Origin of the sequence: Luteimonas campi (genome assembly GCF_051162505.1) — a bacterium.
Lineage (GTDB): Bacteria > Pseudomonadota > Gammaproteobacteria > Xanthomonadales > Xanthomonadaceae > Luteimonas.
The window spans coordinates 77778-102711 of record NZ_JBNWEM010000003.1 but is presented as its reverse complement, the minus strand read 5'-3'; the positions used below and the strand labels follow the sequence as shown (position 1 = coordinate 102711).

23 protein-coding genes are annotated in these 24934 nt (G+C 70.1%); 11 read left to right on the top strand and 12 right to left on the bottom strand.

The annotated features are described in order from the left end of the window. Positions 1–42 precede the first annotated feature (42 nt). The gene (locus ACQYVW_RS10350) at positions 43–861 is read left to right on the top strand and encodes a MipA/OmpV family protein (RefSeq protein ID WP_434946954.1); all 819 of its coding nucleotides are present in this window, start codon (positions 43–45) and stop codon (positions 859–861) included. Positions 862–1003: 142 nt separating this feature from the next. On the opposite strand, the gene ACQYVW_RS10345 is transcribed toward ACQYVW_RS10350, so the two are convergent. Further along, entirely contained in the window at positions 1004–2320 is a 1317-nt protein-coding gene (locus tag ACQYVW_RS10345) for a Xaa-Pro dipeptidase (RefSeq protein ID WP_434933664.1), read from the bottom strand. A 293-nt stretch (positions 2321–2613) separates the two neighbouring features. On the opposite strand from ACQYVW_RS10345, the gene ACQYVW_RS10340 reads away from it, so the two are divergent. Beyond that, positions 2614–2940 carry a nucleoside triphosphate pyrophosphohydrolase family protein gene (locus ACQYVW_RS10340; protein WP_434933665.1) on the top strand — a complete coding sequence of 109 codons (327 nt, stop codon included), beginning with the start codon at positions 2614–2616 and terminating at the stop codon, positions 2938–2940. A 114-nt stretch (positions 2941–3054) separates the two neighbouring features. Here ACQYVW_RS10340 and ACQYVW_RS10335 read toward each other — a convergent pair whose 3' ends face one another. Beyond that, positions 3055–3264 carry a cold-shock protein gene (locus ACQYVW_RS10335; protein ID WP_434933666.1) on the bottom strand — a complete coding sequence of 70 codons (210 nt, stop codon included), beginning with the start codon at positions 3262–3264 and terminating at the stop codon, positions 3055–3057. A gap of 429 nt (positions 3265–3693) precedes the next feature. On the opposite strand from ACQYVW_RS10335, the gene ACQYVW_RS10330 reads away from it, so the two are divergent. From ACQYVW_RS10330 to ACQYVW_RS10315, 4 genes are all read left to right on the top strand, one after another. Then, the gene (locus tag ACQYVW_RS10330; RefSeq protein ID WP_434933667.1) at positions 3694–4119 is read left to right on the top strand and encodes a VOC family protein; all 426 of its coding nucleotides are present in this window, start codon (positions 3694–3696) and stop codon (positions 4117–4119) included. Positions 4120–4306: 187 nt separating this feature from the next. Beyond that, positions 4307–4918: a DUF1993 domain-containing protein gene (locus ACQYVW_RS10325; protein ID WP_434933668.1), complete on the top strand. Its 612-nt coding sequence runs from the start codon at positions 4307–4309 to the stop codon at positions 4916–4918. Between the two features lie 36 nt (positions 4919–4954). Next, positions 4955–5335, top strand: a complete 381-nt coding sequence (locus ACQYVW_RS10320) for a VOC family protein (protein WP_434946953.1) — start codon at positions 4955–4957, stop codon at positions 5333–5335. Positions 5336–5383: 48 nt separating this feature from the next. After that, a complete protein-coding gene (locus ACQYVW_RS10315) occupies positions 5384–5572 on the top strand; it encodes a CPXCG motif-containing cysteine-rich protein (RefSeq protein WP_434946952.1) in 189 nt (62 codons plus the stop codon). 290 nt (positions 5573–5862) lie between these two features. Here the strand turns inward: ACQYVW_RS10315 and ACQYVW_RS10310 are convergent, their stop codons facing one another. Together ACQYVW_RS10310 and ACQYVW_RS10305 are read right to left on the bottom strand one after the other, a co-directional pair. After that, the gene (locus ACQYVW_RS10310) at positions 5863–6720 is read right to left on the bottom strand and encodes a cyclic di-GMP-binding domain-containing protein, MshE-related (RefSeq protein ID WP_434946951.1); all 858 of its coding nucleotides are present in this window, start codon (positions 6718–6720) and stop codon (positions 5863–5865) included. Positions 6721–6758: 38 nt separating this feature from the next. Next, positions 6759–7127 carry a response regulator gene (locus tag ACQYVW_RS10305; RefSeq protein WP_434933672.1) on the bottom strand — a complete coding sequence of 123 codons (369 nt, stop codon included), beginning with the start codon at positions 7125–7127 and terminating at the stop codon, positions 6759–6761. A gap of 174 nt (positions 7128–7301) precedes the next feature. Here ACQYVW_RS10305 and ACQYVW_RS10300 point away from each other — a divergent pair, with 174 nt between their 5' ends. The 4 genes from ACQYVW_RS10300 (at position 7302) to ACQYVW_RS10285 (ending at position 10655) form a co-directional block, all read left to right on the top strand. Continuing rightward, complete coding sequence (locus ACQYVW_RS10300) at positions 7302–8429, top strand: hypothetical protein (protein WP_434946950.1); 1128 nt, start codon at positions 7302–7304, stop codon at positions 8427–8429. A 98-nt stretch (positions 8430–8527) separates the two neighbouring features. Beyond that, on the top strand, positions 8528–9391 hold the full coding sequence (locus ACQYVW_RS10295) for an RNA polymerase sigma-70 factor (RefSeq protein WP_434946949.1): 864 nt from the start codon (positions 8528–8530) through the stop codon (positions 9389–9391). A 543-nt stretch (positions 9392–9934) separates the two neighbouring features. Continuing rightward, the gene (locus tag ACQYVW_RS10290) at positions 9935–10378 is read left to right on the top strand and encodes a carboxymuconolactone decarboxylase family protein (RefSeq protein ID WP_434946948.1); all 444 of its coding nucleotides are present in this window, start codon (positions 9935–9937) and stop codon (positions 10376–10378) included. A 52-nt stretch (positions 10379–10430) separates the two neighbouring features. Further along, positions 10431–10655 carry a hypothetical protein gene (locus tag ACQYVW_RS10285; protein ID WP_434946947.1) on the top strand — a complete coding sequence of 75 codons (225 nt, stop codon included), beginning with the start codon at positions 10431–10433 and terminating at the stop codon, positions 10653–10655. A 62-nt stretch (positions 10656–10717) separates the two neighbouring features. On the opposite strand, the gene ACQYVW_RS10280 is transcribed toward ACQYVW_RS10285, so the two are convergent. Beyond that, entirely contained in the window at positions 10718–11779 is a 1062-nt protein-coding gene (locus ACQYVW_RS10280) for a phage tail sheath family protein (RefSeq protein WP_434946946.1), read from the bottom strand. Between the two features lie 270 nt (positions 11780–12049). On the opposite strand from ACQYVW_RS10280, the gene ACQYVW_RS10275 reads away from it, so the two are divergent. Then, entirely contained in the window at positions 12050–12403 is a 354-nt protein-coding gene (locus ACQYVW_RS10275; protein WP_434946945.1) for an FKBP-type peptidyl-prolyl cis-trans isomerase, read from the top strand. Positions 12404–12463: 60 nt separating this feature from the next. Here the strand turns inward: ACQYVW_RS10275 and ACQYVW_RS10270 are convergent, their stop codons facing one another. The 7 genes from ACQYVW_RS10270 to ACQYVW_RS10240 form a co-directional block, all read right to left on the bottom strand. Then, positions 12464–13732 (bottom strand): ComEC/Rec2 family competence protein, encoded by a 1269-nt coding sequence (locus ACQYVW_RS10270; protein WP_434946944.1) that lies wholly within the window; start codon positions 13730–13732, stop codon positions 12464–12466. Positions 13733–13770: 38 nt separating this feature from the next. After that, the gene (locus ACQYVW_RS10265) at positions 13771–15357 is read right to left on the bottom strand and encodes an alkaline phosphatase D family protein (RefSeq protein ID WP_434946943.1); all 1587 of its coding nucleotides are present in this window, start codon (positions 15355–15357) and stop codon (positions 13771–13773) included. A 67-nt stretch (positions 15358–15424) separates the two neighbouring features. Further along, on the bottom strand, positions 15425–18559 hold the full coding sequence (locus ACQYVW_RS10260; RefSeq protein ID WP_434946942.1) for a TonB-dependent receptor domain-containing protein: 3135 nt from the start codon (positions 18557–18559) through the stop codon (positions 15425–15427). An 801-nt stretch (positions 18560–19360) separates the two neighbouring features. Further along, a complete protein-coding gene (locus ACQYVW_RS10255; protein WP_434946941.1) occupies positions 19361–19846 on the bottom strand; it encodes a pyridoxamine 5'-phosphate oxidase family protein in 486 nt (161 codons plus the stop codon). A 72-nt stretch (positions 19847–19918) separates the two neighbouring features. Beyond that, positions 19919–22240, bottom strand: coding sequence for an FdhF/YdeP family oxidoreductase (locus tag ACQYVW_RS10250; RefSeq protein ID WP_434946940.1), 2322 nt, complete (start codon positions 22238–22240; stop codon positions 19919–19921). Positions 22241–22381: 141 nt separating this feature from the next. Then, positions 22382–23320 carry a hypothetical protein gene (locus tag ACQYVW_RS10245; protein WP_434946939.1) on the bottom strand — a complete coding sequence of 313 codons (939 nt, stop codon included), beginning with the start codon at positions 23318–23320 and terminating at the stop codon, positions 22382–22384. 20 nt (positions 23321–23340) lie between these two features. Then, positions 23341–24390 (bottom strand): glycoside hydrolase family 11 protein, encoded by a 1050-nt coding sequence (locus ACQYVW_RS10240; RefSeq protein WP_434946938.1) that lies wholly within the window; start codon positions 24388–24390, stop codon positions 23341–23343. Positions 24391–24934 lie beyond the last annotated feature (544 nt).

Genomic DNA, 24934 nt, shown 5'->3' with positions numbered 1-24934 from the left:
TCCTGTCGTAGGGTGCGCGGCCAGTCCTTGCACGAGCCTCCCATGATCAGACTGCTGTCGTCGGCGCTGTTGTCCGGCCTTGCCTGCCTCGCCTCGGCGCAGGAGCGGGGCGACCAGGAGGTCCCTCCCACACGCTCGCCGTGGGGAATCGGCGTGGCGGCGGTGGTGTCCGACAGCCCCTACGCCGGCGAGGGCACGCGGGTGATCCCGGTGCCGCTGCTGTCCTACGAGGGCGAGCGCTTCTACTTCCGCGGCATCACCGCCGGCTGGCGCCTGGTGGACACGCCCGGCTTCGAGTTCTCGGCGCTCGCCCGGGCGCGCCTGGCCGGGTTCGACATCGACGACCTGGACAGCGCGCGGCTGGCGCGCAACGGCGTGGATGCCGCCCTGCTCGAGGACCGCGACCACGGGCTGGACCTGGGCGTGGGCGCGGAATGGAGCGGCGCGGCCGGCGAACTGCAGCTGGAACTGCTGGCCGACGCCAGCGACCGCAGCGGCGGACAGGAAGCCTCGCTGCAGTACGGCTATCCGATCCGGCTGGCGCGCGGCCTGCTCACCCCGATCGCGGGCGTGACCTGGCAGTCCGACGACATGGTGGACTACTACTACGGCACGCTGCCGGCCGAAATCGCGCGCGACGTGGCCGACTACCGGCCCGGCGCCGCCACCATCCCGCACGTGGGCGTGTCGTTCTTCCGTCCGCTCGGCAGCGCCTGGTCGCTGGTCGGCTCGCTGCGCTACAGCCGCCTGCCCGACGCCATCGCCGACAGCCCGCTGGTGGACCGCGGCAGCGACGGCAGCACCTCGCTGTTCATCGGCGTCTCGCGCGGCTTCCGCCCCTGGTGGATGCGGCAGCGCTAGCGAAAGGCATCGCGGTGCGGCGCCGGCGGCCGCGTTCCCGGCCTGCGCGGCGCTGACCGCGGCCGGTGCCTGAAGGCCCCGCCGCAGCGATCGCGGCAAGCCAGCCCGCCGCCGTGTCCGCGATGTGCAGGGGACGCTGCGATCAGCGCGCGTCCTTGACCACCTCGCCGCCCTTCATCACGAACGGCACCTGCTCCAGCAGCGCCACGTTGGCGGTGGGATCGCCGGGCACCGCCACCAGGTCGGCCCAGCGGCCGGCTTCCAGCACGCCGACGTCCTCGCGTCCCAGGGCCTCGGCCGCATGCAGGGTGGCGCTGCGGATCGCCTCGACCGGGCGCATGCCGTAGCGGACCATGACCGCGAGCTGGCGGCCGTTCTGGCCGTGCGGATACACGCCGGTGTCGGTGCCGTAGGCGATCTTCGCGCCCGCCTGGTGGGCGCGGCGGAAGTTCTCGCGCTGGATGTCGCCAACCTCGCGGTCCTTGCGCAGGTTGTCCTCGAGCACGCCGTTCTTCGCACCCTCGGCCTGGGTGTACTCGGTGTTGTAGATGTCGAACACCAGCCAGGTGCCATGCTGCCTGGCCAGGCGGATGCCCTCGTCGTCGATCAGGCTGACGTGCTCGATGGTGTCGATGCCGGCGCGGATCGCGTCCTTGATGCCCGCCGTGCCGTGCGCGTGCGCGGCCACCTTGAGCCCCCACTGGTGCGCTTCCTGCGCGGCGGCGGTCATCTCCGCCAGGCTCATCTGCTGCTGCCCCGGCTCGGTATTGCGCGAGAACACCCCGCCGGTGGCGCAGACCTTGATCACCTTGGCGCCGTACTTGCGCAGCTCGCGCACGCGTTTGCGCACCTCGTCGGGCGTGTCGGCGTTGTAGGGATTGCGCGCCTCGAACGAGGGCGGGAAGAAGGTCGCATCGCAGTGCCCGCCGGTGGCGCCGAAGGAATAGCCCGCCGCCACCACGCGCGGGCCGAGCACATGGCCTTCCTCGATCGCCTGCGCCAGGCCCACGTCGTTCCAGGCATCCGAGCCGAGGTTGCGCACGGTGGTGAAGCCCGCCTCCAGCGTCTGCCGCGCATGCTTGACCGCCAGCATCGACCAGAAGCGGTCGTTGAACTGGTAGCCGGTGTAGCCGCCGTAGGCCGGGTCGCTGTCCAGATGGGTGTGCAAGTCGATCAGGCCCGGCACCAGGGTCATGCCCGGCAGGTCGATGTGGCGCGCGCCGGCCGGCACGCTGGCGGGCGTGCCACGGCCGACCTCGACGATGCGGCCATCGCGCACCAGCAGCGACGGCGAGTCCACCAACCGCCCGCTGCGCACGTCCAGCATCCTGGCCGCAGTGACGAGGACCGTATCGCCGCTGCCTTCCGCAGCCGGCGGCGCCGCCGCGCTGGCCAGCCCCGAGGCAAGCAGGGCACAGGCGAGCAGCCAGCCGCTGCCGTTGCGATTCCAGGCTGTCATTCCCCGCGCCCCCATCTGTGTGCCGGAAGCCGAGTGTAGGAGGTCGCGCAGGGCCGCGTCTGCTTCGCGACGGATCAGGCCCGACGCTTCCCGCTCCGGCGCAGGACCGATGACGCCGGGACGCTTGCCTGCTGCCGGATGATCCGGACACTGGTCGCCAGCACCCGCGCGAGGCGACGGACCGCCTGCAGTCGCTCGCGATACGGGCTGGTGCCGGCGGGCATCGCCACGCTGTTCTGCACCGACAGGCGATCCAACCCATTCCCGACAACCCGATCCAGCCAGGTGGACCCATGCGATTCAGCGATCTGCAGCAGTCAGCGCTTCATCTCAACGCCCTGTACGAACAGCTCGAAACCAAAAAGTGGGGACGCGCCTGGACCACCGGGGAACTGGCGCTGGGCTTCATGGGCGACGTGGGCGATCTGGCCAAACTGATCCAGGCGCATGCCGGCATGCGCGATATCGACGACTGCCAGGCCCGGCTGGGGCACGAACTGTCGGACTGCCTGTGGTCGATCATCGTGCTGGCCAGCAAGTGCGGCGTCGACCTGGAGGCGGAGTTCGTGCGCAACACCGAGGGCCTGGTCGCGCACGTGTCCGGCGAACTGGCCAGGTAGCGGCGTTGTCGCAAGGCGCAGCCTCAGCCCGATCCGGAATCCGAAAAACGGAAAACCCCGGGCGTTGCCGCCCGGGGTTCCGATGCCGCCGACGCGTTGCCGCGCCTGGCGGAATTACGCGACCTGGACTTCTTCGGCCTGCAGGCCCTTCTGGCCCTGCGCAACCTTGAACGTCACCTGCTGGCCTTCCTGGAGCGACTTGAAGCCGCTGCCCTGGATCGATCGGAAGTGGACGAACAGGTCGTCGCCGCTCTGCGGGGTGATGAAGCCGAAGCCCTTGGCGTCGTTGAACCACTTGACGGTGCCGGTCTGACGATCGGACATGGTGTTACTCCTTGGATCAGTTGGGGAAGCACGGCCCGCAACGCGCGAGGCCGGGACTGTATCGAGCAAGGGGTAACGCGAAGCGATGGAGCGGATCGTAGAGAGGGGCCGTTGCCGACCTTGAAGCCAGACCTACCGCATCGGAGTCACGATGTACCGTGATCCCGCCTTGAACAGTGCGCACACCATACACCACTTCGTCGCGGCCCGACGGCCGCGTCGCGTTGCGCAGCGCTTTGCGGCAGCGGGTGTTCATCCTGGCGGCCGCATTTCGCGCGCCTGCCCACCGCGCGCGCGCCAGCGTGGACAACGCAAGGCGCGGCGCACGCACTTCCTCCAGCCCGGCTCGGGCCGGACAATCGCGGCGCAGCCAGGCGCCGCGGCTGGCCCGCACGCGTGCCTGGCTTCCGCCCTGCCCGGAGATTCCTGATGAAGCAGTCGCTTGGCCTCGTGTCCCTGGTCGTGCGCGAGTACGACGAGGCGATCGCTTTCTTCGTCGGCATCCTGGGCTTCCGGCTGGTGGAGGACACCCCGGTGCCGGAACAATCCAAGCGATGGGTGGTGGTGGCCCCACCGGGCGCGGCCGAATGCCAGCTGCTGCTCGCGCGCGCCTCGACACCGGACCAGGTGGCCCGGATCGGTGCGCAGACCGGCGGCCGCGTGTTCCTGTTTCTCTACACCGATGATGTCTGGCGCGACTACGCGTCCTACCAGGCGAAGGGCGTGGTGTTTGCGCGCGCGCCCAGGCAGGAGCCGTACGGCACGGTCGCGGTGTTTCTCGACCTCTACGGCAACCTGTGGGATCTGCTGCAGCCCACGGACGCGCACCTCAGGCTCCGCAGCAGCGTCGAATGACGCGTGGCGAGGGCGCGGAACGCCCGCGTCCAGGCGACCCACCAGATTCGGCAAACCCCGGACCCGCCGCACGGCGTCGACTGTGCACGGATGCATGGAAACCAAGTACTCCGCGAGCGCGGCCGGGGCCAGCGCCGCACGTGTACCACCCTCCACTTTGCCTGCGCAGGCGGTACGGAAACGGCCCATGCGTCCGCGCCGCATCGCGCGCTACACTCCGGCGCGCGAACAACGGCGGCACATCGGGATGGCAGGTCACGGGATCGCGGAAATCAAACGCGTCTTCATCACGCGCCTGGATACGCTGGCGCATATCGTCGATGTTGGCGAGAAGCATCTGCCCGATATCGATGCCGCGCTGCAGGAACGCCTGGCGCCGGACATGTTCCCGCTCGGCACCCAGATCGCCTTCGCCTGCAACCAGCCACGCGGCTTCGCGCAGTGGTGCGCAGCCCAGCCGATCGAGAACCTACCCGTCGAGGTCGGCTCCGCGCAACTGGCGCGCGCGCACATCGAGCACACCCGCGCGATGGTGGACGCGGTGTCGGCCGAGGATGCGATCCTGGATACCAGCAAGCGCATCGTGGTCGGTCCCGGCCTGTACTGCGAGCTGCCGGCGCGCCAGTACGTCGACGACTTCCTGCTGCCCAACCTGTACTTCCACAGCGCGACCGCCTACGCCATCCTGCGCGGCCTCGGAGTGCCGCTGGGCAAGGCGGACTACATGCACTTCCTGGTCCCGCATGTGCGCAGGGAAGAGGTGCCGGAGCCCGAAGGCCTCGCGTCCGAGGCATCCTAGGCGCCGCAGGGCGCAGCACCTGCATCGGAGAGCGGCATGAAACGCGTCACCGGCATCGGCGGCATCTTCTTCAAGTCGCCCGACCCCAGCGCGTTGAGCCGCTGGTACCGGGACCACCTCGGCCTGGACGTGAGCGACTGGGGTGGCGCCGTGTTCCACTGGGGCGGCGAGGACAGTGCGCCGGGCATGACGCTCTGGAGCCCGTTCGCGCAGGACACGGGCTACATGGCACCGAGCTCGGCGAGCTTCATGATCAACTTCCGCGTGGCGGACCTGGATGCACTGCTCGCCGCGCTGCGCGACGAGGGCTGCGATGTCGTCGACCGCACCGAAACCTCCGAGCAGGGCAAGTTCGGCTGGGTGATCGACCCAGACGGCAACAAGGTCGAACTGTGGGAGCCGCCGGCGGGACAGTAGCCGGGCGCAGCCGTGCCCCACCGTACCGGACCATCGCCGGAGAGCGCCATGCTGGACTACCAGGACGTCGAATGCCCCTACTGCAGCGAGGTCATCGGCCTCGCGCTCGACCTCAGCGCCGGCGCGCAGCGCTATGTCGAGGACTGCCAGGTCTGCTGCCGGCCGATCACGGTCGTGCTGGACGTGGAGTCCGACGGCAGCTGCCGCGTGCAGGTGCTGGCGCAGGACGAGACCTAGGCCGGATCCGACCCCCGACACGAGATACGGCGGCGGCCCGCTCCAGGGCCTCGTCCACGCAGGCGATCTGCGCGCCTCGCCGTTCGCCGGACGCAGGTGCGCCGGGCGGACGTCGATGCCCTGACCGGAGTACCGCCCTGCTGGCACGATCGCCAGCCACCGCCGCACCATTACGGAGATTGTCGGGACAGCGCGATACGCGCCCGACTGCAGGCGCCGCCGACCAGGCGTGGCAGGACCTGGCGAGGCGCATCCGGCAGCGCCTGCCGTGCCGGCGATGCACGTGGCCGCTAGGCAGGCCGCCCCACCAGCAGCACGAACGCACCCAGCTGCGAACCCATGCCGATCGCCAGGCTGCGCCCGCGGTCGGCGGCGAGGCTCGCGGCCGTGACCGACGTGTCCGGCGGCAGCGCGCGATAGGACGCGTCGTCGTCGACCAGCACGTCGCGCACCAGGTAGCCCATCAGCACGTTGACCATCTCGCCCAGCGCATCGAGGGCGAGCGCGTCGTCGCAGCGCGCTGGCTCGATGCCGAGCAGGGCGCACGCGAGTGCGCGCGCGGTGCACAGATCGCTGGCCAGGCCGATGTCCAGCGGCTGGTCGCCCTGCACGCGGACGTTGGCCACGCAGGCCCAGCCGTCCAGGTCGTCCGGGGACAATGCCTCGGCCGGCAGGCACTGGCTGCCAAGCATGCGCGGGAACAGCCGGGCGCACACGCCGATCGCGCTGTTGGCGAGGTCCCCGACCGGATGGCTGGCCAGCTCGCTGTCCAGCGCATGGCGGGCCCGCTCCTGGTCGGCGCGATGCTGCGCCAGTTCCGCCTCCAGGCGCCGCGCATCGACCATGCCCTGTTCCAGCAGCACTTCGCCCAGCAGCTTGCGTCCGGCCTTCTGCGCATCGAGCAGGGCGGCCAGCTGCGCCTGGTCGAGCACGCCCATTTCCAGCGCGATGTCGCCGAAGCGCCGGTCCTCGGCCCGCTGGCGCTGGTGGATGCGCCGCGCTTGGGCGGTGTCCAGCATTCCGTGGCGCACGGCCAGCTCGCCCAGCAGCGGGTTGGAGGCGCGCTGCGCCTCGATCGCGGCCAGCAGCTGCGGGGCGGTGATCACACCGCGCTCCAGCAGGAACTGGCCCAGGAATTTCGCTGCCATCTCGTGCCCTCTGTTCGGAAAGTCGTTCGGGTCGCCGCTCAGGCGAGCACCTGGTGGAGCACGCGCTCCATCGCCTCGGGGTCGATGGGCTTCTGCAGGTAGGAACGGGCGCCCAGGCGCAGGCACTCCTCGATGTCGCTGCGCGCGCCCAGCGAGCTGAGGATCACCACCTTCGCCTCGGGATCCAGTTCCAGGATGCGCGCCAGGGCCTCGCGGCCGTCGCATTGCGGCATCACCAGGTCCAGCAGCACCAGGTCCGGGCGCAGGGCCTGGTAGCGCGCCACGGCCTCCAGGCCGTTGCCGGCCTCGCCCACCACCTGGAATCCGGCCTCCTCGAGCTGTCCGGCGGCCAGCATGCGCAGCGCGCGCGAGTCGTCGCACAGCAGCACGGTCGATCCTGCGGTCATCGATGTCTCCTGGTCATGGCGCGGGGCGCTCGCCTCTGTTGCCGTTAGCGGCGCGGGCGCGGGCTCCTTGAGGACCATCGTTGCTGCGCCGCGGCATCCTCGTCGCCCCCTTGTGCCGCTTATGATCGGCAGGCGCCACGCCTGCGCCGTCCGTCCCGTTGTTCGGAGCTGTCCATGTCGGGTCCCTGCTTCATCCGCATCGCCAGCGCCGTGTTCGCCGGTGGACTGGCGCTGGCTTCCGGCTGTACGCCGCCCAGCCCGGCAGCGGCACAGGTGGATGCGAACGAGATCGCGCCCGCAGCGGCCAAGGCTTCGACGCCCGGTGGCGGCGGCGATCCGCCCGCGACGGACGCCAGCGGACAGGCCAGCGCCAGCCGCGAAGCCGGCAGGCCTGCGACCAGACCCTTCGCCTTCGAGGACGGGGATACCGGCGCGCCGGGGCCGGCCAGCTGCAGCCTGGACGGTGTCTCACTCCCGCCCGACGCGCGCGTGTTCGCCGCAGGCGCGTACTCGGGCAGGCGTGCGAACTTCCAGATCGACCAGAGCGGGCACGAGGCCACCACCATGCGGGTGGCGGTCAACCATCCCGACGCACCCGTCGCGCTGCTGCTGGGCGCGTACGAGCCGACCGTCTGGAGCGTCGGCTGGACACCGGGCACGCGCATCGTCGCGGTGGTGGCGACCGGCTACCACCGCCAGCACGTGACCGGCCTGCCCGCCGGCGTGCCACTGCTGGTCAGCACGCACAAGGACCGCGGACCCTGCGGCTACGCCTACGTGGGCGGCGATGGCATGGCGCGGCTCAATCCGCTGGCGCGAGAGGTGTTCGGCCGGCCCGTGGACACCGCCTTCGCCGCGCGCGACGGACAGGTCCTGGTCGGGTCGCCGCTGGCGGGTGCGCAGCTGGAGACGGACGCCGCTGCGGTACCGCCGGAGTCGTTCCGGCTCAGGGATGCGCCGCTGGCCGGCCAGACCGGGATCGATGCCGCGCTGCGCGCTGGCATCCTGCGCGCGGCCACGCCCACCGACGTCGCGGCCTGGCACGCGGCGAACCAGCGCCAGCGCGGCCCCGAGGACGTGCCGCCGGTGCACGGCGCGCGGACCCCCGGCCCGCCCCCGGTGCCACACCGCGCCTACACGGTGCTGAAGGAATTCCGCATCCCGGCGGGCCTGTACGGCGCTCACTCGGCCACGTTCTACATCGCGCCCGGCGTCGCGCAGCCGACCGGCAACCCGGGCCACTCGGCTGTCCACGACATCGCCTCCGGCAGTTGCCGCGGCGCGACCTGCGGCATGCGCTGACGCGCAGCTGGCGGCGCATGGCCTCGGCTGCGCGAAGCCCGGGCACGTCCTCCCGGCGGCGGCTGTCACGCGCGCGCACCCTCGCCCGTCCCACCGTCATGACCCCGCACGAACAGAGCTTCGAAACCCACCGCCCGCGCCTGCTGGCCCTGGCCTACCGCATGCTCGGCAGCCGCGCCGATGCCGAGGACGCGGTGCAGGACGCATGGCTGCGCTGGCGCCAGGCGGATCCGGACGCGATCCGCGACGCCAGCGGCTGGCTGGTGGCCACCGTCACCCGGATCGGCATCGACCGGCTGCGCCTGGCGCAGGTCGCGCGCACCGACTATGTCGGGCCATGGCTGCCCGAGCCGCTGGTCATCGACGAGGCGCCCGGGCCGGCACGTCGCGCCGAGCTCGCCGAGCAGGTTTCGCTGGCCTTCCTGGCGCTGCTCGAACGGCTCGGCCCTGAGGAGCGCGCGGCCTTCCTGCTGCACGAGGTCTTCGACCACGACTACGCCCGCATCGCGGCGATGCTCGGGCACACCGAGGCCAACTGCCGGCAGATGGTGCACCGGGCGCGCCAACGGCTGCAGGCCGGACGCCCGCGCTTCCCCGACGTGGCACCGGAGCGGCACCGCCAGTTGCTGGAGCGGTTCCTGGAAGCCTCCGCCAGCGGCGACAGGGAGGCCATCGCGCGCCTGCTGCACGCCGACGCGCGCCTGCTCTCGGACGGTGGCGGCAAGGCAACCGCGGCATTGCGGCCGCTGCACGGCGCCGATCGCATCGCGCGGCTGTACTGGGCCGTCGCGCGCCGCACCCCGGCGCAGGCGCAGTGGCGGATCGGCCTGGTCAACGGCGAGTACGCCGGCCTGCGCTTCCTGCACGGGCAGCTGCAGATGATCACCACGATCGTCGGCGACGGCGATCGCATCGCCGAGGTGTACAACCAGATGAATCCGGACAAGCTGCGGCTGCATTGAGGCAGGGCCACGTCGGCGGCGAATCAGGTGGGAAGCCAGTGCAGCCGAATCGAGGCGCCGTCCCTTAGCCCCAGCCTGGAACGGCCGCGCCTGCATGGAAGCGGAGCCATTCGGCAGCGAGCCGCGCCGCGGGCGGAGCCATTGCGGTGAAATCGAAGAGGCCGCCACGTCCCGCTGCGGCTGCATCGAAGCCGAGCCACTCCGGCGGCGAGCCGCGCCGCGGGCGGGAGCCATTGCGGCGAAATCGAAGAGACCGCCACGTCCCGCTGCGGCCGCATCGAAGCGGAGCCATTGCGGCGGCGAGCCGCGCCGCGGGCGGGGAGCCATTGGGGCGAAATCAAGGAGGAGGCTGCCGCCCCGGGCGGCAGCCGGGGGACATTCGCCGCAATGGCTCCCCGATCGCGGCGCGGCCCTCTCCGAAGCATGGCCCGTCAGAAGCACGGCCTTCCGAAGCGAAGTGGCCAACAGCAGCCTGTCACGCCGCGGGTTTCCCGCCCGTCCTCCCGGGAAAGCGGCCACGTGGCCGCCATCCCGGAGATCCGCATGTCGCAGCACCCCCGCGTTCCCTACCCCAAGCTCGCCCCGAAGGCGTTCGGCGCCATGCTCGCGCTCGACGAGGCCCTGCACGGCGGCCGCATCGAGCCGCGCCTGGCCGGCCTGGTGAAGCTGCGCGTCTCGCAGATCAACGGCTGCGCCTACTGCCTGGACATGCACGCCCGCGAGGCGCGTGCAGCCGGCGAAGACCAGCGCCGCCTCGACACCCTGGCCGGCTGGCGCGAAAGCCGGCTGTTCGACGCGCGCGAGCGTGCCGCGCTGGGCTGGGCCGAATCGCTGACCCGGATCGAGGCCACGGGCGCCGCGGATTCCGATTACGCGCCCCTGCTGGATCATTTCGACGAGACCGCCATCGCCGAACTGAGCTTCCTGGTGGTCGAGATCAACGCCTGGAACCGCCTGGCGGTGGGGATGCGCACCCCGCTGCCCTGAGACACGCACGACTGCACAACGTCGTGACATGGCCCGCGGCAGCATGCGGGCCATGAAGGACAAGGCCGACATCGACGCCGCCCTCGCCCGCCTGGCCACGCGCCTGGAGGAACTGTGCGGCGAACTGCCGCAGGACCAGGTGCTCAAGGCATTCTCGGGCGAGACCGCGCCGGTGACCGAGCATGTTCCCCCGGAGCACGAGGCCTATGTCGAGGACCGCATCCACGCGATGCTGGCCGCCGCCGGCCTGATCCAGGACGACTCGCCAGGCGGATGACGGATACACGCGGCGTGGCCGTGCCGGGTTCCTGTTCTGGAGTCCGGCACGCCCCGGGCACGTCACGCCGTGCGGCAGGCGCAGCGGAAGATGAGGAACTCGGCCGGCCGCACCAGCGCCACTCCCACCTCGCAGACCAGGCGGCCGCCCTCGATGTCCGCCCCGGTCATCGTGGAGGTGTCGCAGCGCACGAACATGGCCTGTTCCGCCTTGTTGCCCTGCAGTGCGCCCTCGCGCCACCGGGCGACGAGGAACTGTTCGACCGCTGCGCGCACCCGTGCCCACAGCTCCGGGCCGTTGCGCTCGAACGCCACCCAGCGCAGGCCGTGCTCGATGCTGGTTTCGAGCTGGTCCACGAAGCGGCGGACCGGGACGTATTTCCATTCGGGATCGGGCGACAGCGTCCTTGCGCCCCAGACGCGGACGCCACGACCGGGAAACTGCCGCAGGCAGTTCACGCCCTGCGCGTTGAGCCGGTCGCCCAGGGTCGAGGCGACCTCACGCTCCAGTCCCACCGCACTGGCCAGCAGCGCGTTCGCCGGCGCCTTGTGCACTCCACGCTCGCGGTCGGTGCGGGCGTACACGGCACAGACGAAGCCCGAGGGAGGCAGCAGCCGGCCGACGCCCGGTCCCTCCGCCGCGGCCTGCACCCACGGGTAGTAGAGCGCGCCGCGACTGCTGTGGATGCCCGCGGCAAGGGCGCAGGCCGCATCGGGATCCGCACCAGGCGGCGCGTCGAGCACCGCGAAGCGTCGGGCTCCGGCCCGCTCCGCTTCCTCGACCAGGACACGGCAGACGCCCGCCGCGTCGGCGCACCATGCGCTGGCGCCGGGCGCGGCGATGACGCCCACCTCGTCAGGCAAGGTGGCCACCGCGAGCGCCTGCGCGTAATCGGACGCCGCGGGTGCGTCCGGGATGCCTTCGTTCCCGCGCGCCGCGGCCACGGGCAGCACGTACAGCCGGCTTCCGCCTTCGGCGAAGTACGCGCGCACGGCGTGGGCGAGGTAGTGCGGCGTGGGCCCGGCACGGAACATCAGATCGGCGTCCCCGCCCCAGGTCCGCGCGAACTCGTCGAAACTCGCGAGCGGCACCGGCGCCGCGCCCGTCGCGGGTGCTGCATGCACGGGGCCCAGGAATGCACAGGCGGACCGTTCCATAGTCCCGATCGGCGCGGGGCGGCCGACCTCTTCGACATACACGCCCGGGGCGCGGTACTGGGGCATAGCCTTCTCCATCGCGCTGGGCGCCCGGGGGATCACGGAGAAGCGGAAGCCGCAGGGCCAGCAGTGCCGGTGGGATCTCCACATCCGCGGCATGGCGGTCGGCGGATCGCCCCTGCGTCGGCCGTCGCCGTGCGGCGACTAGACTGTGCGACCCTTCCGATGGACATCACCATGGCACTCACCACCACCGCTTCCGGCCTGCAGTTCGAAGACACCCGCCTCGGCGACGGCGACGAGGCGCGCGCCGGACACAACGTCACCGTGCACTACACCGGCTGGCTGTACGAGGACGGACAGCAGGGCGCGAAATTCGACTCGAGCAAGGACCGCGACGAGCCCTTCATCTTCCCGCTGGGCGCCGGCATGGTCATCAAGGGCTGGGATGAGGGCGTGCAGGGCATGAAGGTCGGCGGCCAGCGCACGCTGATCATCCCGGCCGGGCTGGGCTACGGCGCGCGCGGCGCCGGCGGCGTGATCCCGCCCAACGCCGCGCTGAAGTTCGAGGTCGAGCTGCTGGGCACCTGAGCCGCGCGCCGTTCGCGACGCCAGGCAGGCGCTGGCGGGGCCCGTCCCGTCCGCGCCTGCCTATCGCGACACGTAGGGACCATGCACCGACGTGACCCGCATCGATTCGTCGCGGTCGTCGAGCATGAAGACGTGATAGCTCTCGCCACCAGGCGCGACGCGTACCACCACATGCCCCTGGGTCGCGGCCGCCGTGGCACTGCCGTAGGTGGTGGTGGCGGTCGCGGCCGACAGGTGGGTGATGAAGATATCGCGCGCACCAGGCCAGACCCGGGTCGAGGTCATGCGCCGATAGGTGTTGACGGCCGGATGGCCATCGGCGCGGGCGGTGACCACGATCACCCGCGGCTGCAGGGCCGCGAGGAACGACACGCTGTTGGCATCCCAGCTGGCGTGATGATTGGCCTTGAGCACGTCGACCGGGCCGCTTGCCCGCGCGACCGGCGTTTCCACATCCAGCCAGGCGGGCGCATCGGCGCTCGTCTCCTCGTCGATCGAGGACAGGTCGCCACCGCTGAAATAGTCGAAACGGCCGTAGCGCAGGCGGAAGGCGATGCTGAGCTTGTTTTCGTCGAACTGCGGCCCCGCGGCCGCGTCGTGGCCGGGCGGCGCCAGCCAGCGCGTCGCGCTGCCCGCTCCGGTCCAGAGTTCGCCATTGGCGTAGAGATTGCGCACTTCGAACTGCGGATAGGCGGCAGGCTGGTGCAGCAGGCGGATCTGGTCGTTGCGGCCGGGCTGGAAGCGCTCCATCACCAGGCCACGATGACGCACCTGCCAGTCCACGAAGCGCCGGTAGTTGGCCATGGTCGGCGTGTCGATGCGTCGCGGCGCGTCGTAGCCCGGCCAGCCGCGATCGATCAGCCGGCCGATGGGCAGCAGCTCGGCCACCTGGGTGATGCCGCTGAGGCGGTAGTCGCCGAGGCGGCTGGGCGGCGACTGGGCGTCGATGACGCCCATGTGGTCGCCGTGGAAATGCGAGAGCAGCGCGTAGTCGAGACCGCGCGCGCCCCGCGGCAATGCGCGTCGCACATGGCGGGCGACCCATTCGCCAGGCGGCCGCGTTGCATCGGGGCGGGTGGGAAACGAGAACGGCGGCCGCTCGGTGGTCCTGCCGCTGGCGTCCTTGAGCAGGCTGGTGCCATCGGGAAAGACGAAAAGCAGCGCATCGCCGCGCCCGGTGTGGATGTGGTGGATGTCGAGTTCGCCTGTCGACCAGGCCGGCAGCGGCTTGCCGACCTGCGCCTGCCGGGTAGCGCCGCCCTCGGCATGCGCCAGCGCCCAGGCCGGAACCGCGCCAGCCAGCAGTGCCAGCATCAGCGCCAGGCGCATGCCAGACCAGGCATTCCGTGGCCTCGTGCGCAGCCGGCTCATGCGTGCTGCACGCCGGGGCGGCCGTGTTCGGTCACCAGCTTGGCCACGATGCGCTTGTCGCCGCCGGGCACGGACACCTGCTCGACGGCCACCACATCGGTGCGCCACTGCTTGGCATCGAGTTCGAACAGCTGGTAGCCACGCTGGTTGTTGAGCAGGGCGGTATGCGGGTTCCGCGACGGCACCTGCTCCCAGCCGGCCGGGATGTCGTTGCCGTCGCCACCGGAGGCGATCGAGCTGGCGACGTATTCGGTCGCCACCGGCGCGCTGGCGAGGTCGTCCGGGTCGGACGGCACCACGCCGGCGTGGTGCTTGTGCACGTCGCCGGTGGCGATGATCACGTTGCCCATCCCTTGCGCCGCGATCCGGTCGACGAGGCGCTGCCGCGCCTGCGGATAACCGCTCCAGGAGTCGGTATTGAGCGGGCCGGCCGGCCGCGAGTCGGGGTATACGAAGGGCATCAGCATCACCTGCTGCGCCAGCAGGTGCCAACGCGCATCGTGCGCGAGCCCCTCCGACAGCCAGCGCTCCTGGGCCGGCCCGATCACCTGCCCGTCCCCGCCCTCCTCGCCCGCACGGCAGGGGCGCTGCCGCGCCAGCAGGGTGGCGTCGCAACGCTGCTTGCTGCGGTACTGGCGGGTATCGAGCACGTGTACGCGCAGCAGGCCGCCGTAGTCGAGCCGGCGATGCATGGTCAGCCCGTCGGGCCGCGGGAACTGGGCCCGGCGCACCGGCATGTTCTCGTACCAGGCCTGCATCGCCGCGTGCCGCCGCAGCAGGAAGACCTCGGACGGCACCCCGTCCTGGTCCAGCGCGGCGGTCCAGTTGTTGTCGATCTCGTGGTCGTCCCAGCTGCAGAGGAAGGCGGCGGCCGCATGCGCGGCCTGCAGGTCGGGATCGGTCCGGTACTGGGCATGGCGGCGACGGTAGTCGTCCAAGCTGTAGATCTCGCCGCCGACATGGCGGCGGGCGATGCGTGCGCCCTCGACCTCGACCGCGGGCCTGCCCGCGCCTTCGTAGATGTAATCGCCGTAATGGAACACGGCGTCGAGATCGTGTTCACCCGCCAGATGGCGATAGGCGGTGAAGTATCCCGCTTCCCAGTGCTGGCACCCGGCCACGCCGATGCGCAGGCGATCGACGCGCGCACCGGCAAGCGGCGCGGTGCGCACGGTGCCGACCGGACTGCTCGCGTCGGTCCCTGCGTGGAAGCGATACCAATAGCGGCGGTGCGGACGCAGCCCCTCCACCTCGACATGCACGCTGTGGCCCAGCTCGGGTCGCGCCAGCGCCTCGCCCTGCCGCACGATGCGGGCGAAGCGGTCGTCCTCGGCCACCTCCCAGCGCACCGGCACCGCGACCATGGGCATGCCGCCATGTTCGGCGAGCGGCTCGGGTGCGAGCCGGGTCCAGAGTACGCAGCCATCGGGCAGCGGATCGCCGGAGGCGACGCCCAAAGCGAACGGATCGCGCGCAAAGCGTGGCGCGGCCAGCAGCGTGCCGGCCGGGCCGAGTCCGGCGAACACCGCCATCGCGCTGGCGCCGAGCAGGAACTTCCTGCGGTTGAAGCAAGTGGAGTTCATGGCGTATCGGTTCCGGTCGTGTGCCGCGGGCGCATCGCAGCGACGCGCCCGCGGCCGGGATCAGCTGTCAGAAGCGAGCGCGCAGGCCCAGCGAGGCGCGGCGACCGCTGGTGATGTAGATCTGGCTGTGGTGGCCGCGGTCGGCCAGGCCGGTTTCGCCGTTGGAATACACGGTGTGGCGGTTCTGGTCGAACAGGTTGTTGACGCTGAAGAAGGCGTCGAGGCTGAACCAGCCGTCGCGGGTCCGCGGCACCAGGGTGTAGCTGCCGGACATGTTGACTTCGAGATAGTCGTCGAACGGCTGCTTCTGCCGCATCACGACGCCGTGCGCGTTGGCGACGTTGCCGGTGAGGCCACGATCCTTCTCGTCGCTCCAGACGGTATTGAGGTTCAGGCGCACCCGCCCGTGCCGCCAGCCGAAGCCGAGGTTCGCCACCTGCTGGGCCACCCGCGGCATGACCACGGAGGGATTGGTATGCGTGTACGAGCCGCGCACGGTCAGCCCGCCCAGCGCACCGGGCAGATAGTCCATCGCGTGGTTGAACTCGAACTCATAGCCGCTGACGCTGATGTCGTCCTCGAGATTGGCGCGCGTGGACACCAGGTCGATGGCTTCGTCGCCGCCGTAGCCGAACTCTTCCGGCGTCATGTTCACGTCGCTGATCAGATCCTTGATCCGGTTGTGGAACAGGCCGAATCCGACCAGGCCCACCGGCTCGAAGTACTTCACCAGCCGCAGCGACAGGTTGTCCGAGTACTCGGGCATCAGGTTGACGTTGGGCGCGCTGAGCACGTTGCCGTCCTCGGTTCCGTAATCGACCGACCAGACGCCGGCGAGGTCGCTCACTTCCGGACGCAGGATCGTGCGGCTGTAGCCGAGCTGCAGGTCGAAGCCGTCGCTGAAGCTGTACTTCATCGACGCGCTGGGGAAGAAATCGTTGTAGCTGGACGCGTTGCGCCGGCGCGGATTGGTGAAGTACTGGTATTCCAGGCCCTCGATCGTGGTGGCCCGCCCAGTGGCGGCGTTGACCGCATGGCCGGCGGCCGCCAGCTCGCTCGCGCCGAGCGGGACGAAATCGTAGCTGGTGGTACGGGTCTGCTCCCAGCGCAGGCCGCCCTGCAGCTTGAGCTTGCCGGTCAGCTCCGCCGTGCCCATGAAGTAGGCGGCGTTGATGTGCTCGTCCATCCTGTTGTCGTTGGCGATGTTGGCGTTGTACCAGCGCGCCGGCGTGATCGCGTGCAGCCACTGCTCCGGGTGGGCCCGCATCAGCTCGTGGATCCTGCCGAGGCTGTAGACGTAAAGATCGCCGCCGCCGAGGGTGCGCACTTCCATGCCCGACGAGCTGCTGTGCCAGACGTTCTCGCTCTGCACCGCGCGCAGGAACGCGGTGTTGTCCATGGGCCCGTTGTAGGTCCAGATGTTGGCGTCGGAGGTGTTGCCGAAGGCGTAATCGGCGCGGGTCGACTTCAGGCCCGTCTTCCAGGTGACCGGTACCTGGCCGATGTCGCTGTAGAACTCGAGGTTGAGCACGCCGCCGCGATAATCCAGGTCGGCGCGGCTGCCGCTGGTGGTGCGGACCGAGGGCCGGGTCGAATTGCCCAGCGCGCCGGCGTAGGAGCCCAGGCGGTAGCTCTCGGGCAGCGACCAGTCCGGGCCGTCCAGCTGCTGGATCTGCCAGTCCTGGTGCATCCAGCTGCTGCGCGAGGCGCTGTAGTTGCCGCTCGTCAGGACATCGTTGAGCACGTCCGAGACCTGGCCCTTCTTGCCCGAGTCGTAGCGGCTTTCCGAACGCGCGGAGAACAGTGTCCCGTCGAGCTTGAACCGCTCGTTCTGCCAGACGAAGCCGGGCATGAAGTTGCGCGAGTAGCCCAGCTTGTAGGTGTAGGTATTGTTGGTGTTGAGCGTGTTCGCGCCCTGGGGGTAGCGGGTTGTCCAGTCCATCGAGGGGTCGCCGCTGGAGGCGCGGGAGTTGGAGAACGTGGGCGTGATCGTGTTCGGATCGATGTCGCCGCGACTGACGCTGGCGGCCAGCGACAGGATCAGCTCGTCGCTGGCCTTGAAATCCACGCCCAGCTGGGCGACGCGGCGGTTGTATTCGCGGTCGTAACCGGCGCCCGCGATCGAGGTGACCGCATAAGGATGGGGGCTGGTCGCGGCCGGCAGGTAGTTGCGGCCGGCGGTGATCTGGGCGTGCTCGACCAGGCTGGTGACGCTGCTGACGCCGGCGGCGATGCCGAGCCGGCCATCCATGAACACGTCCGAGTAGTTGATCGTGGTCGCGGGCAGGAACTTCGTGTCGTAGCCGCCTTCCATCCAGCCGGTGTTCTTGCTGTCCCAGAGGCCGTCGTGGGTATTGCCGGCCACCGAAACGGTGATGCGGCGGCCCTTGGCGTCGAAGGCGCGCCTGGTGCGGATGTCGATAGTGCCGGCAGGCGCGTTCGCATCCATGTCGGCGCTGGTGGTCTTGTAGATATTGATCGAGTCCACGCCGGCAAGCGCCGATTGCTCGAAACTGAAGGTGCGCGAGCTCGACGAGTTGGCGTCGATTCCGGGCAGGCCGATGCCGTTGAGCGTCACGCCGGTGTACTTGGCCGGCAGGCCGCGCAGCGAGATGTTGCGTGGCGCGTCGTCGGCGACCACGTCGAAGTCCACGCCCGGCATGTACTTGAGGAACTCGCCGGGGTTGGCATCGGCGATCTCGCCGAAGCTGTCCGCCGACAGGGTATTGGTGATGTTCATCGATGCGCGCTGCTCCATGATCGCGCGCGCGTCGCCCTCGCGGGCGCCCACCACCTGCACCACGTCCAGCGATACGGCTTCGGCGTCGGCCTGCGAGCTGTACAGTTCGAAGAGGGGTTCGCTGGTCTCGCCATCGCGCACCGCCACGTGCTGCTGCACCGTGCCGAAGCCGGTGTACTCGACCGTCAGCAGATGCTCGCCGGCCGGCAGGCCGCCGATCCGGAACTCGCCCCGCTCGGCAGAGGTCGCCACCTGCCGTCCATCGAGCTTGATGCGCGCATTGCGCAGGTATTCACCGGTAGCCGGATCGTAGACGCGGCCGAGGATCGCTCCGGTCCCGGCTGCATCGGCGCTACGCCCTGGCGAAGGGGACGAGGTGGCCAGGCCCGCCTGCGCCTGTGCCTGGGCCTGCGCCGGCAGGCACAAGGCGACCATCACCGCGCTGGACAGCGCAGTCTTCATCAATGCTGACATGGGGAAGTGGTTCTCGATCTCGTGGAGGGGCTGGCGGTGGATACGCGCCGGTCCGGACGCGTCTCCACCGCAGGAGTGCTTCCTGCACACGCGTGCGCTCCACCATCTGCGGCCAGCGCGCGCGGACGTCACCCGATCAGCGGATCGCTCCCCGATCCATCGCATGACGCGAGGCCGCAATGATGGGCAGGCCGGATGACAGAGCCTTTACACGGCAGCCGGTCGTCGATCGGTTGCGGTCGCATTCCCGATTGCCTGCGTCCGGTTGAAGATGCGTGCGCTGCCTCGCAGCTTGCGGCGGGTGACCGCATGCATGTCACTGCACCGTTGGCCTTTTCCGCTGCGACCGTTTCGCCAGGCCAACTGGAGACGATGTCGTGCCCTGAGGCGGGTTGGCGGACGCGCCGTCCGCTTTCACTTGCCGGCAGATCGGGCGCCGCCGTTCGACGATCTGCTCCCGCCGGTCCGGGGGAATCCGGGATAGATCGGCCCCGCGCGCCAGACCTGTTCGAAATCGTCGCGAAAGCGCGCGTCGACCAGCTGCTGTGCATACGAACATGGGAACGACGCAGGATCGCGCATGCGGGGACCTGACCCCTAGTGCTCGCGCGCGACGCATCGTGGCTGCCGTCGCGGACGCGCTGCTCAGGCCAGGCGGGGCCAGGCTTCCGGGCGATGGCCAGGCGACCAGGCCACTCGACCATGCAAGGCGCCTTCGCGATTCAATAGAGGCGCTGCGCCGCGGAGGCCGCGGAGACACCGGCCCGCGCAGCGCATTCGGCCAGGCGCTCAGCCCAGGTCGACCTTGGCCACCTTGTCCTGGTAGTCCTTCTTCGGGTCGATGCCCATCAGCATCTTGACCCCGGCCAGCAGGTTGTTCTCGTTCAACCACACTTCGCCCTGGTCCGGGTCGAGCCGCAGCAATGCCAGCTTGGGATCGTCCTTGCCGGTGTACCAGGCCGCGACGAAGGGATTCCACAGGCGCTCGACCACGGCGCGATCGGTATCGACCTGCAGGCTGCCGCCGATGCTGGCGAACAGCGAATGGTTCTTGGCGGCGAAGGCCGCCACGGCGCGGCACGGCGCGCCGACGTGCTGCACCAGGGCATTGTCGACCGAGGTGAAGAACCAGATCGGGCCGTGGCCTTCTTCTTCCAGCTGCGCGGTCATGGGCCGGGTATGGCCATCCTCGTGGCCATCGACGCCGAGCATCACGGTCATGTCCGACTTCAGTGCCTTCCAGAATTTCTGTTCGAGTTCGGCGGGGTCGCTCATCGTGGCTCCAACGGTGGGGATGGACGTGCAAGCTAGCCCCTCTACCGGTTGCGACACCGTGAACGCATTGCGTCAGTGCGGCGCAGGGCCGGCCGGGACGGGCGCGCGACCGTCGTCGCGGCGGATGCGGACCGGGATGCTCTTGCCCGCCGGCACATGCGCGTCGATGGCATGGTGCTGGACGGCCAGCAGCGGATTGCATTCCGGGTAGTAGCCGACCACGCATCCGGCCGGCAGGTCGAAGCGGGTCACGCGTAGGCCGCCAACCGCGCGCTCGATGCCGTCGTCGTAGTCCGCCGCCAGCGTCACCAGCTCGCCTTCCTTCAGCCCCAGACGGCGCATGTCCTCTTCGCCCACGAGCACTACCCGCCGGGTGCCCTCGATGCCGCGGAAGCGGTCGCGGTAGCCGTAGATGGTGGTGTTGAACTGGTCGTTGCTGCGCAGCGTCACCAGCCTGAGGCGTTCGCCGCCCGTGTCCAGACCGCTCGCATCCAGGGTCGCGGGCACGACGAACTCGGCCTTGCCGCTGTCCGTATCCCACTGCCGCGCGCGCGCGGGGTTGGGCCGCGGGAAGCCACCCGGGGTATGCAGGCGCGCGTTGAAGTCGCCGAACTGGTCGGGGTAGGTAGCCTCGATCGCCTCGCGCACGCGTGCGTAATCGTCCACCCAGTGCCGCCACGGGACGCGGGAGTTGGGCGGCAGGGTGGCCAGCGCGATGCCGGCGACGATGGCGGGCTCGGAGCGCAGCGTCGGCGCTGCCGGCTCATGCGTGCCGAGCGAGGCGTGGATGCACGCGGTCGAGTCTTCCGTGGTGACGGTCTGCGCACCGCTGGCCTGGACATCGCGCTCCAGCCGGCCCAGGCACGGCAGCAGCAACGACACCTCGCCGCACACCAGATGGCTGCGGTTGAGCTTGGTGGCCACCTGCACGCTCAGACGCAGGCCGCGCCACGCCGCCTCGAGACGCCGCGTCTCCGGCGCCGCGCGCACGAAGTTGCCGCCCAGTCCGATGAAGCCGCGCACGCTTCCGTCGATCACGCCCTCGACGGTGCCGACCGTGTCCAGGCCCTTGCCATGCGGCGGCTCGAAACCGTATTGCGCGGCCAGCCGGTCCAAGGGCACCAGCTCCGGCTTCTCGCTGATGCCCACCGTGCGCTGCCCCTGCACGTTGGAGTGGCCGCGCACGGGGCAGATGCCCGCGCCCGGGCGGCCGATGTTGCCGCGCATCAACAGCAGGTTGCAGAGCATGCGCACGCTGGTCACGCCGTGCCGGTGCTGGGTGATGCCCATGCCGTAAACCACGATGGCCGAGCGCGCCCGCGCGTAGACGCCGGCCGCACCGGCGATCGCACCGCGGGCCAGGCCGCTATCGCGCTCGATCTCTTCCCAGGTGGTGGCGCGGACGCTGGCTTCGAAATCCGCGAACCCCAGCGTATGCGCACGCAGGAAGTCCGCATCGACCACGCGGGGCCCGCCGGTCCGGCGCGCCGCGTCGTCGAGCTCGAACAGCGCCTTGCACAGGCCCTGCACCAGCGCGATATCGCCGCCCACGCGCACCTGGTGGTAGTCCGACCCGATCCGCGTGGCCGACGCGGTGAGCATCTGCGCGGGCTCCTGCGGATTGGTGAAGCGCTCCCAGCCGCGTTCGCGCAGCGGGTTGAATACCACGATGGGCACGCCGCGCCGGCTGGCTTCCTGCAGCTGGTGGAGCATGCGCGGACTGTTGGTGCCCACGTTCTGCCCGAAAGCCAGGATGCAGTCGGTATGCGCGAAATCCTCCAGCAGCACCGTCCCCACCGGCACGCCGATGCTGCGGGGCAGCCCGACCGACGTGCTCTCGTGGCACATGTTGGAACTGTCCGGCAGGTTGTTGTTGCCGTACAGCCGCGCCAGCAGCGCATACATGTACGAGGTCTCCAGCGAGGCGCGACCGGAGGCGTAGAACACCACGCCCTCGCGCGGCAGCGCCCGCAGCTCCCTTCCGATCAGGGCGAACGCCTCCTCCCACGGGATTGGGACGTAGCGGTCGCTGCCCTGGTCGTAGCGCATCGGCTCGGTCAGCCGGCCCTGGCGCTCCAGATCGTGGTCCGGCCATTGCAGCAGGTCGGAAACCGTGTGGCGAGCGAAGAAGCTGGCGTCGACGCGGTTGGTATCGAGCTCCCAGAACGTCGCCTTCGCGCCGTTCTCGCAGAACTCGAAGCGATGCGGATCGCGCGGCTTGGCCCAGGCGCAGCTCGCGCACATGTAGCCATCGGGCTTGTTGTGCCGCTGCAGCTGGGCGATCGCCGGCAGCTTGGGCACGCTGGAGTCGCCGCCGAAGCGGAGCAGCGAGTGCACTGATCCCCAGCCGCCAGCGGGATGTCGATAGCGCTTGAAACGGGGCTTGCCCGGCATCTGCGTCTCCCTGGTCGCGCACCATGAGTACCGCACCCGGGGTCCAGCGCGGATGAAATCTCGAGATGCGGCAATGCACAGGCGCGAGCATCGCGCGGCCCATGGCGTCGCGCTTCGCGGCCACCGCGGTCGCCGCTGCGCCTATCCCGCGACGGGCGCGCAGCCGGCGGCCGCCTGTGCGGAGGTCATCGGCAAGGGCGGCAGTTCCGCGGCCAGTTCTCGCTCCGCGATGCGGGTGCGTGCCTGTCCGCTGAGCATGCGCAGTTCTTCGACGACGTCCCGGGCTAGCCAGCTCACCGAATCGTCCGGATGCGTCGCCAGGGCCTCGACCGCAGGCACATGCCGCTGGTTGCCGGTGGCGCGCAGCGCGAGCAGTGCGTCGAGCACCACACCGGTGTCGCGGTCGCGCAGCAGCGGCGCGGCGCGATCGGCGGCGGAGGCATGACGCGTCCGCGCCAGTTCCACCAGCGCCTGCTGGCGCTCGATGGGCGTGGCGCCATGCAGGCCGGCGGCCGCTTCGGCCACGTGCAGCTCGATCAGACTGTTGTCGCCGCGCACCGACGCCACCTGGGCGAGCACGCGCCTGAACGTTGGATCCTGTTGCTCGAGATAAAGTGCCGCCAGCGCGGTGTCCGGCAGCACGTCCGGATTCGCCGCCAGTTCGAACACGCCCTTGCTGGCGATGGCCACGCCCTCATCGTCCGCATGCCGGTCGAGGAACTCTTCGAGTTTCTCGCGCATGCTGCGGCGATCGTTCCAGGCCAGGGTCAGCAGGTCCTTGACCTGTTGGTCGACGTCGGCAGGCGCCGCGATGGCCAGGCCGGGAGTGGTGTGCGGCCCACCGCGCGGGTGCGCCGCCACGGGCGAGCCGGCGGCCGCGCCACGCACCGGGGCCGGCGACGCGAACGCCGCTGGCCTGCGCTTGAGTTCCGCCTCCAGTTCCGCGATCCGCACGGCCAGCGCAGCGTCGCCGTGCGGGCAACGACTCGCGTCCCCACCCGCCAGCGCCATGGCGAGTGCGCCTGCACCCAGCCCCATCGATGCCGCGATCGCAAGCGCGGGCAGGGATGCTCGGAGCACGGCCACGGCCGGTACTCGACTCAGAGGTTGCCGAAGCCGATCGCGCCGGCGCAGTGCAGCCACTCGCTGCGGCCGTTGCCGCCACCGCACTGGCCGTTCTGGTAGACGCCGGTGTTGTAGGTCTGGTCCTCGGCCTGGCGGACCGCGCCATTGACGCTGAGGTAGTCCACCTGCACGTCGCGATTGCCGCCATCGTTGGAGAATTCGACCAGCGACCCGCCCGAGGCCGAAGTGGTGGCGGTGTAGTTGGCCATGCTGGTGGTCAGCGTCCAGCTCGCGATGGTGGCGTTGTTGACCTTGAGCGAGATCGTCTCGCCGCCGGCGGTGCCCCGCGCGCGCACCACGATGGTCTTGCTGCCGGTGTTTCCACCGCCGCCACCGCCGCCGCTGCCGGAACTCACGGTGATGTCGCTGCTGCCCTGGCTCTGGTAGCCCTCGGTGGCGAACACCATGTAGTCGTGGTTGCCCAGATTGAGCCCGCGGCTGGCCCAGTAGTTGAAGTGGTTGGCCACGGTGATCGTGCCGGAGATGTTGCCGAAACCGCGCTTGGGATTGCGCACGCTGAAGTACTGGTAGAACGTGCTGTTGTTGCCCTCGATCGATGGCGCGTTCTGGCGCAGGCAGCGGCGCACGTTGTAGGTGGCGCCATCGCTCTGGAAGCTGCCGTAGTCGACGCCGCCCGCGCAGCTGGCCGGGTTGTAGGAACCGTAGCTTTCGATCACGTAGTACTCGATCAGCGGATTGCGGGTCCACCCGTACAGCGCCAGGTAGGAGTTCTGGCTGTTGTTGACGCCGTAGTAGCCCGAGTAGTTGATCACCCTGGGACCGCCGGGATTCCAGCCCTTGCCGCCCACCCAGTTGTTGGTATTGCTGGTCCACTGCGACTGGTAGCGGCCGCCGGGCTGCAGCGTCATGGTGGCGCTGCCGGAGTCCTTCCAGAAGGTGTAGTAGTAGCCGTCGTGCGTGCCGGTGCCATTGCTGCCGAGCGTCTGCGCCTGCGCGGTGCCGGCCATGCCGATGGCGCAGGCCAGGATGGCGAGGGCAAGGCTGTCGCGGCGATTGAGCTTCATCATCGTGATTCTCCAGATGCGGGGTTGGCCATGGCGGCGCGGGTGCGCCGGAGCATGGGACCGTTGGCGGGATTGCATGGAGGATGGATGCCCTGCGGAAGCAGGACCGGGGGCATTGCCGCGCCGACAGGCGGGGCCGTTCCACCGGGACGTCGCCGGGAAACGCGATGGCACCGCGCCTGACGGCGCGGGACTGGATGCTCTCAACACGACAGCCCCTCCCTGGGTACTGCGAGTGCACACGCCCTGCTGCGTCCAAGCTGAATGGTAGCGCTACCATTTCAGCGCGCGAATTAATAGCAGGAAGCATCGCGCACTAACGCGAACTGGTTCGCGTTTCAGCACATCGTGGCCTGCGCGCGGGCGATGCGGGCCGATACTGCGATGCGATCGCCGTGCGCGGCGATGTCGGATCGACGTCGGCCAGCGCTGTCATGTGCACCGCAGCAAGCCGAGCGCGACGCGCCGCGCAGCGAGGCCGCACGACACCGGCGGATCGAAGCCGCGCCTGTTGCTCGTTGCGGCTGCGCGCGCTTTGTCGTGC